This window comes from Rosenbergiella nectarea (genome assembly GCF_900111105.1).
Taxonomy (GTDB): Bacteria; Pseudomonadota; Gammaproteobacteria; order Enterobacterales; family Enterobacteriaceae; genus Rosenbergiella; species Rosenbergiella nectarea.
Window position 1 is genome coordinate 34,335 of sequence record NZ_FOGC01000006.1, and the last position, 15,593, is coordinate 49,927.

General features: G+C 46.8%; 18 protein-coding genes and 1 other RNA gene. 9 read left to right on the forward strand and 10 right to left on the reverse strand.

The features are described from left to right. Positions 1–24: 24 nt before the first annotated feature. Positions 25–579: an adenine phosphoribosyltransferase gene (gene apt / locus BMX14_RS08460; protein WP_092675522.1), complete on the reverse strand. Its 555-nt coding sequence runs from the start codon at positions 577–579 to the stop codon at positions 25–27. Between the two features lie 127 nt (positions 580–706). Between apt and priC the strand changes: the two genes are divergently transcribed. Beyond that, positions 707–1,198 carry a primosomal replication protein PriC gene (gene priC / locus BMX14_RS08465; RefSeq protein ID WP_092675525.1) on the forward strand — a complete coding sequence of 164 codons (492 nt, stop codon included), beginning with the start codon at positions 707–709 and terminating at the stop codon, positions 1,196–1,198. A 59-nt stretch (positions 1,199–1,257) separates the two neighbouring features. After that, a complete protein-coding gene (locus tag BMX14_RS08470; protein ID WP_092675978.1) occupies positions 1,258–1,425 on the forward strand; it encodes a DUF2496 domain-containing protein in 168 nt (55 codons plus the stop codon). Here the strand turns inward: BMX14_RS08470 and acrR are convergent. Beyond that, complete coding sequence (gene acrR / locus BMX14_RS08475) at positions 1,395–2,060, reverse strand: multidrug efflux transporter transcriptional repressor AcrR (RefSeq protein WP_092675528.1); 666 nt, start codon at positions 2,058–2,060, stop codon at positions 1,395–1,397. The genes BMX14_RS08470 and acrR overlap by 31 nt on opposite strands. 166 nt (positions 2,061–2,226) lie before the next feature. Between acrR and BMX14_RS08480 the strand changes: the two genes are divergently transcribed. The 4 genes from BMX14_RS08480 to BMX14_RS08495 all read left to right on the forward strand — a co-directional run bounded on the left by BMX14_RS08480 (position 2,227) and on the right by BMX14_RS08495 (position 7,467). Continuing rightward, a complete protein-coding gene (locus BMX14_RS08480; RefSeq protein ID WP_092675531.1) occupies positions 2,227–3,405 on the forward strand; it encodes an efflux RND transporter periplasmic adaptor subunit in 1,179 nt (392 codons plus the stop codon). A 28-nt stretch (positions 3,406–3,433) separates the two neighbouring features. Continuing rightward, a complete protein-coding gene (locus BMX14_RS08485) occupies positions 3,434–6,550 on the forward strand; it encodes an efflux RND transporter permease subunit (RefSeq protein WP_092675534.1) in 3,117 nt (1,038 codons plus the stop codon). 320 nt (positions 6,551–6,870) lie between these two features. Then, complete coding sequence (tomB, locus tag BMX14_RS08490; RefSeq protein WP_230527413.1) at positions 6,871–7,233, forward strand: Hha toxicity modulator TomB; 363 nt, start codon at positions 6,871–6,873, stop codon at positions 7,231–7,233. Between the two features lie 9 nt (positions 7,234–7,242). Then, on the forward strand, positions 7,243–7,467 hold the full coding sequence (locus BMX14_RS08495) for an HHA domain-containing protein (RefSeq protein ID WP_092675539.1): 225 nt from the start codon (positions 7,243–7,245) through the stop codon (positions 7,465–7,467). Between the two features lie 82 nt (positions 7,468–7,549). Here the strand turns inward: BMX14_RS08495 and ffs are convergent. After that, positions 7,550–7,646: signal recognition particle sRNA small type (gene ffs / locus BMX14_RS08500), an RNA gene on the reverse strand. A gap of 129 nt (positions 7,647–7,775) precedes the next feature. Here ffs and BMX14_RS08505 point away from each other — a divergent pair. After that, positions 7,776–8,090: an MGMT family protein gene (locus BMX14_RS08505; protein ID WP_196237601.1), complete on the forward strand. Its 315-nt coding sequence runs from the start codon at positions 7,776–7,778 to the stop codon at positions 8,088–8,090. Positions 8,091–8,115: 25 nt separating this feature from the next. Here BMX14_RS08505 and BMX14_RS08510 read toward each other — a convergent pair whose 3' ends face one another. After that, positions 8,116–8,586, reverse strand: coding sequence for a YbaY family lipoprotein (locus BMX14_RS08510; RefSeq protein WP_092675545.1), 471 nt, complete (start codon positions 8,584–8,586; stop codon positions 8,116–8,118). Between the two features lie 174 nt (positions 8,587–8,760). Between BMX14_RS08510 and BMX14_RS08515 the strand changes: the two genes are divergently transcribed. Further along, on the forward strand, positions 8,761–9,633 hold the full coding sequence (locus tag BMX14_RS08515; protein ID WP_092675548.1) for an acyl-CoA thioesterase domain-containing protein: 873 nt from the start codon (positions 8,761–8,763) through the stop codon (positions 9,631–9,633). 35 nt (positions 9,634–9,668) lie between these two features. Here BMX14_RS08515 and amtB read toward each other — a convergent pair whose 3' ends face one another. The 3 genes from amtB to BMX14_RS08530 all read right to left on the reverse strand — a co-directional run bounded on the left by amtB (position 9,669) and on the right by BMX14_RS08530 (position 11,957). Further along, positions 9,669–10,958, reverse strand: a complete 1,290-nt coding sequence (amtB, locus tag BMX14_RS08520) for an ammonium transporter AmtB (protein WP_092675981.1) — start codon at positions 10,956–10,958, stop codon at positions 9,669–9,671. Positions 10,959–10,983: 25 nt separating this feature from the next. Next, the gene (gene glnK / locus BMX14_RS08525) at positions 10,984–11,322 is read right to left on the reverse strand and encodes a P-II family nitrogen regulator (RefSeq protein ID WP_092675984.1); all 339 of its coding nucleotides are present in this window, start codon (positions 11,320–11,322) and stop codon (positions 10,984–10,986) included. A gap of 179 nt (positions 11,323–11,501) precedes the next feature. Then, entirely contained in the window at positions 11,502–11,957 is a 456-nt protein-coding gene (locus tag BMX14_RS08530) for an Lrp/AsnC family transcriptional regulator (RefSeq protein WP_092675551.1), read from the reverse strand. 107 nt (positions 11,958–12,064) lie between these two features. Between BMX14_RS08530 and queC the strand changes: the two genes are divergently transcribed. Beyond that, positions 12,065–12,760: a 7-cyano-7-deazaguanine synthase QueC gene (gene queC, locus BMX14_RS08535; protein WP_092675553.1), complete on the forward strand. Its 696-nt coding sequence runs from the start codon at positions 12,065–12,067 to the stop codon at positions 12,758–12,760. A 32-nt stretch (positions 12,761–12,792) separates the two neighbouring features. Here queC and BMX14_RS08540 read toward each other — a convergent pair whose 3' ends face one another. From BMX14_RS08540 to hupB, 3 genes are all read right to left on the reverse strand, one after another. Then, the gene (locus BMX14_RS08540; RefSeq protein WP_092675556.1) at positions 12,793–13,107 is read right to left on the reverse strand and encodes a ComEA family DNA-binding protein; all 315 of its coding nucleotides are present in this window, start codon (positions 13,105–13,107) and stop codon (positions 12,793–12,795) included. A 134-nt stretch (positions 13,108–13,241) separates the two neighbouring features. Further along, positions 13,242–15,110 carry a peptidylprolyl isomerase gene (gene ppiD, locus BMX14_RS08545; protein ID WP_092675559.1) on the reverse strand — a complete coding sequence of 623 codons (1,869 nt, stop codon included), beginning with the start codon at positions 15,108–15,110 and terminating at the stop codon, positions 13,242–13,244. A 173-nt stretch (positions 15,111–15,283) separates the two neighbouring features. Next, positions 15,284–15,556 (reverse strand): nucleoid-associated protein HU-beta, encoded by a 273-nt coding sequence (hupB, locus tag BMX14_RS08550; protein WP_092675562.1) that lies wholly within the window; start codon positions 15,554–15,556, stop codon positions 15,284–15,286. Positions 15,557–15,593 lie beyond the last annotated feature (37 nt).

A 15,593-nucleotide genomic window follows, 5' to 3' on the forward strand; every position in this document is an offset into this window, starting at 1 on the left:
TTGAGCCCCGCTCGCAGGGGGAAGTTAGTGACCAGGGAAGTCAACAACACTAAAGCAGTTAAGGCCTAGCTGGTTCAATCTGCGTTCGCCTTCAAGATCAAAAAGGTTGATCACAAACGCGGCATCTTCTACCTCTGCCCCAGCACGGCGAATAAGTTTTACCGTCGCTTCGATAGTCCCCCCCGTTGCCAATAAATCATCGACGACCAGGACCTTATCGTTCTCAGTGAGTGCATCTTGGTGAATTTCCAAGGCATCTGTACCGTACTCCAGCACATAACTTTCCTGCCACACGGCACGAGGCAGCTTGCCCGGTTTACGAACGGGAACAAATCCAACGCCTAACGCTAAAGCGACCGGCGCGCCAAATAAGAACCCTCGCGCTTCGGTCCCAATAACTTTAGTGATCCCTTTATCGCGATAACGTTCAGCGATCAGCGAAATCGTGGCCGCGTAAGCCTGTGGATTTTCCAATAAGCTCGTCACATCGCGAAAGAGTATGCCTGGCTTTGGGTAGTCGGGTACACTGCAAATACTGTCTTTGATCAGTGCGAGTAGAACGTGGTGTGTAGTGGTCATGATAGTGTGCCTGGTGACAAGTGAAGTGTGAGGCGTCCTGTGCTAACAGGATAAATGCGATGTTAAGATTGCCGCCTACGCATCAAAACCGTCAAATTTAAGCAAAGCAAAGGATAATTGCAACACTATGAACCAGAAAGTCGTCGTCAGCCAGCTGCGTAAACTCCTAGAACATCTTACCTATCAGGTTAAGGGGCTGAGCAATTCTCACTTAAAAACACTGGGTTTCGAACGACAACTCTTTAAAAATCATTATTCCACGCTTAACGGCTATCTCGAAGAATGTGTTCAAACGCTTAATAGAATTGAGCACAACACCCTCCATCTGTCATCCACGCAATGGCAACTTGAACATCTGGTCGAGCAGTGTCAGGCGATTCAGAAAGTGATTTACACCTTACCTGCTGGAAAAAGGCAGGTCCTCACCCCTCAAGAAGAGCTAGCAGGCTATGAGCGCAGATTATTAAAAATGGTTGCCGACCTCGAGCATCAAGTGGCAACAGCAACCGGTTTTCAGGAACAACAGCAATTACTCTCTACGTTAGAGATGACTCAACAACGTCTTAATCGTTGTCAAACGGCGCAAAAAGACTATTCTTGGAAGAAAAGTGTGACATAGTAAGTCGGATGATATCGACGGCTATGCACTTCTCTCTCTTTATTGCAGGCAATTTGCTTATGTCGTTACATTCCGCTCCGCTTGAAACTCAACTCGCGATCGATCTGATTATGTTGTTAGAAAACCACAATCTTCCTGCTCAAGTCGTGTTGGACGCGCTGAAAATCGTCGAGAGAGACTTCCAGCAAAAATTAGATCAAGAAAACTTATCAGCAGGTTCGGAGTAAGCTGTGCGCCGTAAAGACGGGCTATATTGTAATAGGTCAATCATCGTCTGCACCAACGTGGGGGCGAGAGCCTGCATATCGAAGCTGCCGGGTGAAAATAACCAATTTTCAATGATCCCGGTAATATAGGCTCTACACACTACGGCAGAACGTTGGGTGTCGAGTGTACTCGGCAGTTGTTGGGCATCAATACAGAGGGAGAGATTTTCTGTAATCTTAGGATAATCTTCTAAAATTATTTTTTGATCGAGTTGGTTCATCGATTGCATCTCTCCCACGAACTCACACTTGTGATAAATAATTTCCATAATTTTGCGACGACGCTCATCCACGACTAAAGATTGCAGAAAGGAGATTAAAAAGTGCTTTAATTGCCCGAGCGGATCCTTGGGATAGAGGGAGGCGAATTCTAGGTGCTGACGATCGATTTCTTGATCACTGCTCACCCAGATCTCCTTAAAGAGTTCAGTCTTGTTTTTGAAGTGCCAATATATCGCGCCACGTGTCATGCCAGCATGTTCAGCGATCTCCGACAACGATGTCGCTGAAACGCCTCGACTTGCAAAGCAATCGATCGCGGCTTCAATTAGTAGTGATTTGGTTTCCTGCGCTTGTGCTTTGGTTTTTCGTGCCATAGTAAATTATTTAGCTTTAAATTCTGTGTAATTGTTAGAATAATTGTTGCACTAATACTTACATACATTCATGTATATATGTACTATAACACGCTTTATCTTTACACACATTTCTCGACACCATTTATTGTCGGGTACCTAATACCGGACGAGTAGAGGTTTTACTATGAAAATGAACAGAGGATTGACACCTCTGGCAGCAATTCTGATGTTATCAGGAGCAGTTGTGTTAAGTGGTTGTGATGACAAATCACAGCAGTCTGCACAAAAATCTGCGCCTGAAGTCGGTGTTGTCACGTTGAAAGCCGCCCCTGTAAATATGACGACTGAATTACCCGGAAGAACCTCTGCGTATCGTGTAGCCGAAGTCCGTCCTCAGGTTTCAGGCATCATCTTGAAGCGTAATTTTGTAGAGGGAACCGATATCAAAGCGGGTGAATCCCTCTACCAAATCGATCCCGCACCTTATCAAGCCACTTATAACAGTGCAGTTGGGGATCTCGCCAAAGCCCAAGCGAACGCGCGTATCGCACAAGTTACGCTAAACCGTTACAAACCCTTGTTAGGCACAAAATATATTAGCCAACAAGACTACGATACGGCAGCCGCTACACTCGCGCAGAACAATGCAGCGGTTCGCTCAGCGCAGGCTGCGGTAGAAAATGCACTCATTAACCTCGCCTACACCAAAGTTTCGTCACCGATTTCTGGTCGTATTGGTAAAACAGCCGTCACCGAAGGTGCTTTGGTACAGAATGGTCAAACTACTGCCTTGGCGACCGTTCAGCAACTGGACCCGCTGTATGTCGACTTAACGCAATCCAGCGACGACTTTATGCGTTTACGTAATCAGTTATCGTCCGGTGAACTCACGCAAGGTAAAGGTAAAGCCCCTGTCACTATCGTGTTAAACGATGGCACCACCCTGAAACAAAAGGGCACGCTGGAGTTTTCTGATGTGACTGTCGATCAAACCACTGGCTCTATCACATTGCGAGCTATCGTACCAAATCCTGATCACAGCTTACTGCCGGGAATGTTTGTTCGTGCGCGGGTAGAAGAAGGCGTTAATCAAAATGCTCTGCTGGTGCCGCAACAAGCTATTGCGCGGACACCAACCGGTCAAGCGACCGCGATGGTTGTCAATGCTGAGGATAAAGTCGACGTTCGCCAAGTGACTGCCCAAGAGGCGATTGGTGATAAGTGGCTGGTAACCTCTGGCCTTAAAGCGGGCGACCGTGTGATTTCTGTAGGGGTACAACGTGCCGCTCAAGGTGCGAAAGTCTCACCGAAAGAAGTCAGCGCCGACCAAAAAGATGATGCTGCATCGACGCAGTCTGAATAATTTATGCGTTAACAGGAGCCACTGATATATGGCTAAGTTCTTTATAGATCGCCCCATATTTGCTTGGGTACTTGCCATCGTTATTATGATGGTTGGGGCGCTCTCGATCATGAAATTACCGATCGAGCAGTATCCCGAAGTTGCTCCCCCTGCGGTTCAAATCCGTGCGGCATACCCAGGGGCTGATGCAAAAACACTACAAGACTCTGTTACTCAGGTTATCGAACAGAATATGAATGGATTAGACGGACTGCTTTATATGTCCTCTAACAGTGACTCTTCTGGTAACTTGCAGTTAACGCTGACCTTCGCGTCAGGGACCGATGCAGATATTGCGCAGGTTCAGGTTCAGAACAAACTGCAGCTTGCTATGCCATTGCTGCCGCAAGAGGTGCAACAACAGGGGATCAACGTTCAAAAATCCTCCAGTAGCTTCTTGATGGTTGCGGGTTTTGTCAGTGATGACGGCAGTATGGATATGAACGACCTTGCCGATTATATCTCCTCTAACGTCAAAGATCCGATCAGTCGGACGACTGGTGTCGGGGATACTCAGCTGTTCGGTGCGCAATACGCGATGCGTATTTGGATGGATCCTGCGAAGCTAGTCAATTATAACCTCACCCCAGGTGATATCATCACCGCGATTAAAGCCCAGAACTCCCAAGTCTCGGCAGGTCAGTTGGGGGGAGCACCCGCTGTAGCGGATCAACAGCTGAACTCCTCAATTATCGCTCAGACTCGACTGACAAGCCCGGAAGAGTTCGGTAAGATCTTGTTGAAAACTAACACCGATGGGTCAACCGTCCGTCTGCGTGATGTGGCAACAATTAAACTGGGCGGTGAGAACTACGAGGTTATCGCCCGGTTTAACGGCCACCCAGCCTCAGGTTTGGGGATTAAACTCGCCACTGGCGCTAACGCATTAGATACTGCCAATGCGGTCAAGGCTCGCCTGAAGGAAATGGAACCTTTCTTCCCGCATGGCATGAAGTTGGTTTACCCATACGATACGACCCCCTTTGTAAAAATCTCAATCTTTGAGGTCGTCAAAACACTCTTTGAAGCCATCGTATTGGTTTTCTTAGTGATGTATATGTTCCTGCAAAGCTTCCGCGCCACGCTAATCCCGACCATCGCGGTGCCGGTCGTGTTGTTAGGCACATTTGGGATAATCAGCGCCTTTGGTTACTCGATAAATACGCTCACTATGTTCGGGCTCGTCCTCGCCATAGGACTTTTAGTCGATGATGCCATCGTGGTCGTCGAAAACGTCGAACGGGTGATGGAAGAGGAAGGATTGGATCCCAAAGAGGCGACTAAACGCTCGATGGAACAGATCCAAGGTGCGCTAGTCGGTATTGCCCTCGTCTTGTCTGCGGTCTTTATTCCTATGGCATTCTTCGGTGGCTCTACCGGGGTTATTTACCGTCAGTTCTCGATTACCATTGTGTCCGCAATGGTCCTGTCGGTACTAGTGGCGATGATCTTGACCCCTGCCCTCTGTGCGACCTTGCTTAAAAAACATGATAACAACGACCACAAAGAGAAAGGTTTCTTTGGTTGGTTCAACAGAATGTTTGATAAGAGCACCAACCACTATGTAAACAGTGTCAGCCATATTATCCGCCGCACCGGCCGCTATCTGATCATCTACGTGGTGATTTGCGCTGGCATGGTGTGGTTATTCATGCAACTCCCTACCTCCTTCTTACCGGAAGAGGATCAGGGATTATTAGTGGTTCAAGCGCAGCTTCCTGCAGGTGCGACGCAACAACGTACCGAGAAGGTGCTTGATCAGGTTACTGATTACTTCCTTACTCATGAGAAAGAGACCGTTAAATCGGTCTTTACCGTGAATGGATTTGGTTTTGCCGGGCGCGGACAAAACACCGGTATCGCCTTCTTAAGTTTAAAGCCTTGGGAAGAGCGAACGGCCGCCGCCGATAAAGTGGATGCTATTGCCAGCCGTGCAATGGTCGCTTTAGGTAAAATCAAGGATGCCATCGTCATTCCGTTCAACTTACCGGCAATTATTGAGTTGGGTAATGCGACAGGTTTTGACTTCGAACTAGTGGATAATGCCAACTTAGGTCATGACAAGTTGATGCAAGCTCGTAACCAATTATTGGGTATGGCGGCTCAGCATCCTGATGTATTAGTGGGTATGCGTCCAAATGGATTAGAGGACACCCCGCAGTACAAACTGATTGTCGACCAAGAGAAAGCCCGTGCGCTAGGCGTATCAATTTCTGATATCAACACCACGCTCAGTGCGAGCTGGGGCGGTAATTACGTCAACGACTTCATTGACCGCGGACGGGTGAAGAAAGTTTACGTGATGGGTCAAGCCGACTCCCGTATGCTACCTAGCGATATCAATAAGTGGTATGTCCGTAACGGCGATGGTCAGATGGTGCCTTTCTCCGCCTTTACCAGTGCGAAATGGCAATACGGTTCCCCACGTTTAGAACGTTATAACGGATTACCATCATTGGAAATTCTCGGTCAAGCTGCTCCCGGTAAGAGTTCCGGTGAAGCCATGAATTTGATGGAACAATTGGCTTCCAAGCTGCCACAAGGTATTGGTTACGAGTGGACTGGCATGTCATACCAAGAGCGTATGTCAGGAAACCAAGCGCCAGCGTTATATGCGATCTCCTTAATCGTAGTATTCCTCTGTCTTGCTGCATTATATGAAAGCTGGTCAATACCTTTCGCGGTGATGTTGGTAGTCCCTCTCGGGGTTATCGGTGCATTAGCCTTCACAACGATGCGTGGTATGAGTAACGATGTCTACTTTGTCGTCGGGCTATTAACCACCGTCGGGATATCCGCGAAGAATGCTATATTGATCGTCGAATTTGCCGTGGACTTGATGAAGGAAGGGAAAGGTCTTATGGAAGCAACGCTGGATGCGGTACGTATGCGTTTACGTCCAATCTTGATGACCTCTATGGCCTTTATGTTAGGTGTTCTCCCCTTAGCGATCAGTTCCGGTGCCGGTTCCGGTGCACAGAATGCTGTCGGGACAGGGGTTATCGGGGGGATGGTGACAGCGACCTGTCTAGCTATCTTCTTGGTTCCCGTCTTCTTCGTTGTTGTTCGCCGTCGCTTCGGCGGACAGAAAGAGAAGAAGCAGTAACCTCTTTCTCTTCTCATCATGGGCTGCTTCGGCAGCCCTTTTCACTTTCCGCCGTAATGCAATGATATAATTACCTTTTAAGTCAGCGTTTTCGACTGAAGCTTTTTGATTTTAACTAAGTGGTTTATAATAAACACAGAGTCCCCGATAGTTGAAACCTATCTATTATTAGGTTAATTACTATTATAGTTGTAGTAATCTTATCAGCTGCAAGAGTAGGACTTGCTCAAGCGTCATCTTGTAATGACTGAAAGTTAAACGACTGACTAAATTTGGTGTCGACTAAGCGATCACTTTTCAATCTGAAGATGAAGAGGTGAATGATGGATGAATATACGCCAAAATATTTCGATATTGCGCAACTAAAATATCTTTGTGAAAAACTCTATACCGAATGTGATTTGTTATTGAACGAAAATACTCAGTTCGCTGTGAATGATCCAACCGCTACCGAGTCTCTGTTATTGAATGACTTTATTGAACATATCGCTAATGTGGGGATCAATTACCGAATCAAATATTCACAGGATACGGCACTCATCGAAGCGCTTGACCAGTTTTTAGACCATTCCTCCCAGTTATTGGGAAATTATGGTGTCACACCCAAAGAAATCAAAGAATGGAAACAACTGTCCGACACACTTTTCCAATATTTCAATAAAACAATAAATAAGTATGAGTAACTAATAATAATGAACACCAACACCTTTCCACTGACTAAGAATGACTATTTAATGCGTCTAAGACGTTGCCGCTCTATTGAGACGTTAGAGAGAGTGATCGAGAAGAATAAATATGAGTTATCCGATGATGAGTTGGTGGTTTTTTACTCTGCCGCCGATCATCGTCTCGCCGAGTTAACCATGAATAAGTTATACGATAAAGTTCCTGCAACGGTATGGAAGTACGTTCGCTAGGGAATAAAGGATTTACTCTGGAGACTGAGGCAAGGATGCCATGGCAAAGAGTCAATATGAGTGGATAGTGATTGGGTGGGGCCCTTGCCAGCGACATCCCGGCACATGTGTTACCTGCTGCGGCTGCTTCCTTCCGGACCTGACCGGGTTAACAGGTTAACATTGCGGGAGAACCAACAAGGTCCCCATTGAATTGCTCCGAAGAGCGAGTGAGATTATGGTAGATGGGCGTTAGAAATGCAAGCTTGATAGCGCCAACCGTTGTTTTATTAAGCATTACTATTGAATCAAGGTATCTATTATTCATTATGTGTCTCCCGGAACCCTCTTTTGAGCAGCGTGTTTGGCTCGTTATTAACGCTATCCCCCGTGGAAATGTTGCCAGTTATGGCGATGTGGCGCATTTAGCCGGTCATCCTCGTGCCGCACGTCAAGTTGGCCGAATACTTAAGCATCTCCCTAATCACTCGCAATTACCCTGGCATCGAGTCATTTCTCAGCAAGGCAAAATCTCATTGTCTGGGACAAGGGGCGCCGTGCAAAGCGATGCGTTACGTCAGGAAGGGATTGAGGTAAGTGAAGCGGGAAGAATCGATATGAAAAGATATCGTTGGCGACCATAATCCGCCAACGATAGTAGACAAGGAACTACTGCGCGGTGACAGGAAGTGCAACTTGTGGCACAGCCACTAAGTTGATGTCTTTTTTCTGACTTGCCACGCTAGTGATCGGTTGTAATTGGTCAGAGGCAAAGATGACTTTACCATTCAGCGTTATCGCTGCCGTTAACAACGCTTGGCTATTAGCGCCGAGCTGTACACCTTGCAGCGGCAGCACATAGTTAAACGGTGATTGTTTACCCGATAATGTCTGAACTTGCTGTGCTATGACTTTCGTTTGTCCTGGACCGCCTGAAGCATCAGATAAAGTCACTGTCAGTGCCGCATTGGCTGGGATTGCCATACGTTGACGAACAAAGACTGAACCGCTGAGTGAGAACGGTGCGACTGCTTTAGTCGTTGGATCGTTAGCAATTGGCACAGGTGAACCACTATGGCTCGCGCAGGATGTGACTGCTAATGAGATAAGTAATCCGCCCAATACGTGTTTTGTTTTCATTGATGTCTTCTCCTTGTGAACCAATCTAACCACAATATTGTTGTAATCTTTGCCAATAGGGTAGCTATCGTAACAAAATAATTGTGGCACATAATCGAAAATATGCCTGTTAAATCCGCTATTTTTTGATTTTAATTAACGTTAAGCCATATGATTTATCATGAGGATAGACAAATGAGTCAAGCACTTAACGCGTTAACCGAATTACTCAGCCTCAAAAAAATCGATCCCCTACGATTTATTGGAGAGTGCGAAAATCTAGGCCTTCGCCAAGTTTTTGGTGGGCAAGTCATTGCTCAGGCCATCAGTGCGGCACAACAAACAACGCTTAGCGATCGACCTATCCACTCCTGCCATAGCTACTTCTTACGTCCGGGTGACAGCTCTGTGCCTATTCATTACGAAGTAGAGATATTACGCGATGGCAGAAGCCTGAGCGCTCGACGCGTTATGGCGTTACAGAATGAACAGCTCATTTTCACTATGACAGCCTCATTCCATGCCGATGAGCCTGGTTTCTCGCATCAGACCGAAATGCCTTCAGCCCCCGCTCCCCTGTCCTTAGCCACAGAGCAGGAATTGGTGCGGCAATTATCTCCCAGCGCGATTAATAAACGATTTGTTAAGGCCTTTAGTGCCGAGCGAGCCCTAGAGATCCGACCGGTTCACCCCTACAATCCGTTGAAAGGCCATATTTGTGAAGGGCAACGCCAGTTATGGTTAAAAGCCAATGGACATCTCGGCGAGCACTCTTTCAACCATAACGCTCTACTAGGCTATGCTGCCGATCTCAATTTTCTTCCGGTAGCCTTACAACCCCACGGCAAAGGATTTTTAGAGGAAGGTATGCAAGTGGCCACGGTTGACCATTCAATGTGGTTCCACCGCCCCGTCAATATGAATGATTGGCTTCTCTATGATATTGAGAGTCCTTCAGCACAAAATAGTCGGGGATTCGTGCGGGGAGCTTTTTACGATAGACAAGGCACATTAATTGCCTCAACAGCGCAGGAAGGGGTCATTCGACAGCGGGTTGCTCAATCCTAAAAGTTCAGCCTGGACAGATGCCAGGCTGATAGATTTTACTGATTATAGGCGTTCTCACCGTGACTATTCACATCGAGGCCTTCACGCTCTAAATCTTCACTCACTCTTAGGCCAACCGTCATGTCGGCTATCTTGAAACTAATGAACGCGACGACACCCGACCACACAATAGTGACAAGACAACTCAGTAATTGAATCCATACTTGGTGCCCCATCGTCACGCCTTCTGCGTAGCCTACGCCGCCTAGAGAAGAGGATGCAAAGACACCGGTCAGTAAGCACCCAACGATACCGCAGACGCCGTGCACGCCAAATACGTCACAAGGATCATCCACTCTTAGGAAACGTTTTAAGCCTGTAACCCCCCAGATGCCGGCTAATCCACCCACAACACCGATGACCAGCGCCCCACCCACTCCTACGTAGCCACAGGCGGGAGTAATGGCCACTAATCCCGCGATGAAGCCGGAGCAAGCGCCGAGTAATGAAGGTTTACCGCGTATCGCCCACTCTCCGAATGTCCAAGACAAAATAGCGCCAGCCGTGGCAACGATAGTATTCACAAAGGCTAGTGCGGCAATTTCATTGGCTGATGCTGCGGAGCCTGCGTTAAACCCAAACCAACCGATATAAAGAATCGCAGTGCCGGTGAAAACCATCGGCAGGTTATGAGGTTTAAAGGCTTCTTTACCAAAGCCGCTACGTTTACCCAGCACCCATGCCCCCACTAATCCGCCGATTGCTGCATTGATATGCACAACCGTGCCACCAGCAAAATCTAAGGCACCATCTTTCGCTAAAAGGCCATTGGCCCAGACCATATGCGCGATAGGGAAATAGGAGAAGGTTACCCACAGTAGCGAGAAAATTAACACAGCAGAGAAACGAACGCGTTCAGCTAATGCCCCAACCACCAAAGCAACCGTTATACACGCAAACGAGGCTTGATAAGCGACGTGGATATATTGATAAATGCTACCCATTACTGCTTTGAGTTCGATGCCTTTCAGCAGGGTCCATTGGAAACCGCCAAAAAAGTTATTTCCTTCACTGAAGGTTAGTGAGTAGCCATAGACGACCCATACCACACAGACTAAAGCGAAAGTAACTGATACTTGGGTCATCAATGATAAAACGTTTTTGCCACGGATTAAGCCACCGTAAAACAGTGCCACGCCAGGCACGGTCATAAACAATACCAGTGCCGTGCAAATCATCATGAAACCATTATCGGCGCCGCTGGCGGTAGGCTCCGGTGCGGCAAAGGCTAAGCTAGGTAGCCCTAATGCAGCAAATAAACTTAGCAGTGAGACTATTTTTTTCATATTATTCCCCAATTGCTGCATGAAATTACAGTGCCGACTCATCGATTTCGCCTGTACGAATACGAATAACGCGTTCCAGATTAGAGACGAAAATTTTACCATCTCCAATTTTACCGGTATAAGCTGCCTTAGTAATGACTTCAATAACTTCTTCTAACTGGTCCTCAGCTATTGCAATATCGATTTTGACTTTCGGCAGGAAATTGACACTATATTCTGCACCGCGATAAAGCTCTGCATGACCCTTTTGGCGACCAAAGCCCTTAACTTCCGTTACTGTTAGACCTTGAATTCCGATCGAAGATAACGCTTCACGAACGTCTTCAAGTTTGAAAGGTTTGATCACTACCGTCACGAGTTTCATTTGTATTCCCCAAACAGCCTGCCAATATTTATTTTGAGGAAGCAATAAACGTGCCACCTTATAGAACACTGCTGGCATTCAGAATGGGACGATAAGGATTGGGTGATCATATAACGCGAGAGGAGGATTGCACCGTATTAGTGCACCCCGCTCATAGTAGAGGCGATTTTAGTGCAGCCTCACAAGGGTAGGGCCGTCGTATATTTAATTTCTTCCATCGAGAAGCTCGACGTTACCACACTTAACCCATCGATACTGTTAACCAACGATTTATAGAAGTTGTCATAACATTTCATATCTTTGACTTGAACGCGCAATAGATAGTCATATTCGCCTGTAAGCCGATGACACGCTAATACTTCTGGCATCGTTTTGATTTGTTGAACAAAATCGATATACCATTCGCGATTGTGATGTAGGGTTTTAAGAAACATGAAGGCCGTAAGAGTGAGTCCCAATTTTTCCGGATTTAATAACGCGACTTGCGCGCGAATAACCCCCTCTTCTTCTAATTTTTTCAGTCGCTTCCAACAGGGTGTGGCTGTCAGGTTTATGGCATCAGCTAACGCCTGTAAAGAAAGACTGCAATCCTCTTGCAGTAAGGCGAGTAACTTACGATCAATTTTATCTATCATGTACATGCCTCTCGTCAAAGCCAAATGAGCACTATCATACTGCTTATTTTGCTGCGACTCCCCTTCTCAGGGTAAAATAGCCAAAATTTTCCTTAGAGACGGTAAAGATGAAAAAGGCAGTTGTGGTATTTAGTGGTGGCCAAGACTCAACCACCTGTTTAGTGCAGGCCATCCAGCACTATGATGAGGTTCATTGCATTACGTTCGATTATGGACAGCGTCATCAGCAAGAGATCGATATCGCCAAGCAGCTCACTGAACGATTAGGCGTGGCCGCGCACAAAGTCATGGATGTGACCTTACTTAACGAATTAGCGATAAGCAGTCTGACGCAAGACAATATCCCTGTTCCCGGTTATCAACCTGATGCCACGGGATTACCCAGCACATTTGTACCGGGTCGCAATATTCTATTTCTCACCTTGGCATCGATTTACGCCTATCAGGTAGAAGCGGAAGCCGTGATCACGGGTGTCTGTGAGACCGATTTTTCGGGCTATCCAGATTGCCGCGATGAGTTTGTTAAAGCGCTGAATCAAGCCGTCGTTCTCGGGATGGCTAAAGACGTTCGCTACGAGACACCGTTGATGTGGCTCAATAAAGCAGAAACCTGGGCACTTGCCGACTATTGGGGGCAGTTACCCCTAATTAAAGACCATACGTTAACTTGCTATAACGGCATAGCCGGTTCGGGTTGCGGAGAATGTGCTGCCTGTCACTTACGGGCTAGAGGCCTCGAAGAATATCTCAATGCCCCAGAAGAGACACTGCAACACTTAAAGCAAAAAAATCAGCTTAGCTAACGACAGGGGTTACTTCGGTAACCCCTCACTTCCTATAACGTGAGTTTTCCAACCACACGGCTAACAAGGCTTTCTCCAAAACCTGGCACTTCAATCAGCTGCTTCACATCGGTAAATAAACCATATTTTTCTCTGTACTCAATGATGGCTTGGGCTTTTCTCAGTCCGACACCATTGAGTTGAGCGGCTAAGGTCGCGGCATCAGCAGTGTTGAGATTGACCTTATCAGCCAGCTGTTCTTGTACAGCCTCGATTTTTTTCTCTGCTTGTTTTGGCGTGGTTGCCTGTGTCAGGGGACTGAACGTGGCAAAGAGTAAAACGAAGATAGTGAGTTGTTGTCGGGTCATAGATGCTCTCCTGTTTAGTAAAGCTATAGGCTATGCACAAGAGAAGAGCTTGCCAATCAAGTGACTTAAGAAATGGAAAAGGCCGCATAAGCGGCCTTTGATTTATCATTGAAACAAAAAATTTTTTGGGAGTGTTATTGCAGTTGTACTGCATCACCGTATTGAATCTTCGCTTCCTGACGTAATTGCTCGAGCAAAGCGGTAAAGGCAAGCTGGGCATTATTGTCCGCAATACCGTTCACCATTTGTGCTTTCTGTGCAGCAGGCATTTCGCCAGTCATCACTTTATCCAAGGCGATAATCACAACGTTCCCACTATTGTCTCGGGTGAAGCCATAGCTAGGTGTCGTTCCTTGCGGGGGGGTTAACCCAAAAACCGTCTCTGATAGAGAAGATTGCTGATTACGTTGCAAGGTTTGCGCAGCACCAAATTGCAGTCCTGATTGGGTAAAGCGGGTTTGTTTACCTTGGCGTAGTTCGGAGACTATTGATTCCGCTTGGGCTTTGGCTGCAGCAACTGCTTTATCATGTTTGATGGCAGCGGTAATTTCTGCTGTCACCTCTGCTTGGGGTTTCACTTTAGCAGGTTGATGAGCTGAGATACGCACTAGGAATGCGCGGTCACCGTCGACCGTGATAATACTAGAGTTACTGCCAGGCGTGCCTTGTTCGCCGAGTAAGCTACCATTGAAGATGACCTCTTTAACAGGGTCAAAATTCAGCGCATTAGGAACAGATTGTTGGCTGAACCATGAGGTTTCAACCGCTTTTGTTCCCGCAACCTGTTCAGCTGCAGCCAGGGAGTCATTATCGTTGCTCGCCGCATCATTCACTTTTTGCTGCAGTGCATAGAACTGGCTGATTGCGGTTTCTTGTTGCACTTTGTCCGCAACGGCTTGGTGGACTGTTGTCAGCGCCTGTTGTTGTTCCGGTTGGACATCATCTAAACGGACAATGAGATACCCCACAGAGCTTTTGATTACGCCAGAGAGTGCGCCCTTTTCAGTCAACTTCGCTGACGTCAGTTCGTCAGGAGTAGAATCTTGCTCCATCCAACCCAGATCGCCCCCTTGCTTAGCCGAGACAGGGTCTTGAGAGTGTTGACGCGCAATTTCAGCAAAATCAGCGCCTTGCTGCAATTGCTTGAGCAGATCCTTGGCTTGTTGCTGGGTTTTCACCTGAATGACGCTATAACGTTGGCGAGATTGCTGAGTGTAATCCGCTTTGTGGCTATCGTACCAGGCTTGAATCTCTTGCTCAGTCGGGGCTTTTTGCATCGCCTTAGCGTCGAGCTTGATGTAACTGACTTTAAATTGTTCAGGTAACTTGAATGCGTCTTGATGCGATGCGTAATAACCTTTGATTTCATCGTCGTTGACCTTTTGTTGTACCGCTAAGGCATCAACATTTAAGGTTGCTTGACGTATTCGACGTTGCTGAGAAACTAAGTCGGCGATACGGTTCGCTTCTCTGTTCAGCACAAAATCTGTATTACCTATTGCCTGTGCCAACTGCTGATTTGCCAGGCTTTTACGCAATGATGCCGCATAACTATCAGGTGTGTAACCCACACTGCTCAACACAGAGTTATACAGGGCGTTATCGAAATGGCCATTAGTTTGGAATTGCGGGACGGCAAAAATAGCCTGCTTAATTTGCTCATCAGTCACCGCAAGGTTTAGTGAGTGAACATATTGTTGTAGAAGTGTTTGGTCCACAAGCTGGGAAAGCGCTTGTTGGCGGAGCTGTTGCATAAATTGCTCATTGCCCGCTAGCTGTGCGTATTGGTCACCCAATTGCTGCTGCTGGCGTGTGCGTTCGTTGTTATACGCATTGTCGAATTGAGCTCGGCTGATTGTTTCACCGTTAATTTTTGCAGCATAATAATGAGTTCCGCCGATCAAATAATTACTGACACCGGTCAGTACGAACGAAATAATGATTATTCCCAGTATGATTTTAAGCACAACGTGATTAGACGCTGAGCGTAAATTGTCCATCATGATTTGGCAACACTCCACTGTGGTGTAAATTTAACGCTGACCGATGTGGCCTTGGGCAACCCATATGACTTACCAGAAAAAAAGGCACATCGCTTGATGTGCCTCTATGTTACATGAGAAGCGTTATCGCGTCCTCATTCCATGAAAGAAATAGTTTCACGGTGCATCAAGACTTAGTTAACTGAGCCTTTTAATCCTTTACCTGCGCGGAAGCCTGGGACTTTACCGGCAGGGATAGTAATCTCTTTACCTGTTTGCGGGTTACGGCCAGTACGTTCAGCACGCTCTTTAACCGCAAAAGTTCCAAAACCGACCAGAGCAACGTCATCACCAGCTTTTAATGATTCAGTTACCGCACCAATAAATGCGTCTAAAACACGTCCTGCAGCTGCTTTGGAAATATCTGCATCAGCAGCAATTTTATCAACCAATTGTGATTTATTCACGTTAACATCCCCTTTATTATTTCATGTCGCAGAGAGA

Coding starts and splice junctions, on each gene's coding strand:
- BMX14_RS08530 (WP_092675551.1), bottom strand. CDS start 11,957: ATGATAGATAAAATTGATCGTAAGTTACTCGCCTTACTGCAAGAGGAT.
- ppiD (WP_092675559.1), bottom strand. CDS start 15,110: ATGATGGACAATTTACGCTCAGCGTCTAATCACGTTGTGCTTAAAATC.
- BMX14_RS08480 (WP_092675531.1), top strand. CDS start 2,227: ATGAAAATGAACAGAGGATTGACACCTCTGGCAGCAATTCTGATGTTA.
- BMX14_RS08515 (WP_092675548.1), top strand. CDS start 8,761: ATGAGTCAAGCACTTAACGCGTTAACCGAATTACTCAGCCTCAAAAAA.
- glnK (WP_092675984.1), bottom strand. CDS start 11,322: ATGAAACTCGTGACGGTAGTGATCAAACCTTTCAAACTTGAAGACGTT.
- BMX14_RS08510 (WP_092675545.1), bottom strand. CDS start 8,586: ATGAAAACAAAACACGTATTGGGCGGATTACTTATCTCATTAGCAGTC.
- acrR (WP_092675528.1), bottom strand. CDS start 2,060: ATGGCACGAAAAACCAAAGCACAAGCGCAGGAAACCAAATCACTACTA.
- BMX14_RS08505 (WP_196237601.1), top strand. CDS start 7,776: ATGTGTCTCCCGGAACCCTCTTTTGAGCAGCGTGTTTGGCTCGTTATT.
- tomB (WP_230527413.1), top strand. CDS start 6,871: ATGATGGATGAATATACGCCAAAATATTTCGATATTGCGCAACTAAAA.
- BMX14_RS08495 (WP_092675539.1), top strand. CDS start 7,243: ATGAACACCAACACCTTTCCACTGACTAAGAATGACTATTTAATGCGT.
- BMX14_RS08470 (WP_092675978.1), top strand. CDS start 1,258: ATGTCGTTACATTCCGCTCCGCTTGAAACTCAACTCGCGATCGATCTG.
- amtB (WP_092675981.1), bottom strand. CDS start 10,958: ATGAAAAAAATAGTCTCACTGCTAAGTTTATTTGCTGCATTAGGGCTA.
- BMX14_RS08485 (WP_092675534.1), top strand. CDS start 3,434: ATGGCTAAGTTCTTTATAGATCGCCCCATATTTGCTTGGGTACTTGCC.
- BMX14_RS08540 (WP_092675556.1), bottom strand. CDS start 13,107: ATGACCCGACAACAACTCACTATCTTCGTTTTACTCTTTGCCACGTTC.
- apt (WP_092675522.1), bottom strand. CDS start 579: ATGACCACTACACACCACGTTCTACTCGCACTGATCAAAGACAGTATT.
- priC (WP_092675525.1), top strand. CDS start 707: ATGAACCAGAAAGTCGTCGTCAGCCAGCTGCGTAAACTCCTAGAACAT.
- queC (WP_092675553.1), top strand. CDS start 12,065: ATGAAAAAGGCAGTTGTGGTATTTAGTGGTGGCCAAGACTCAACCACC.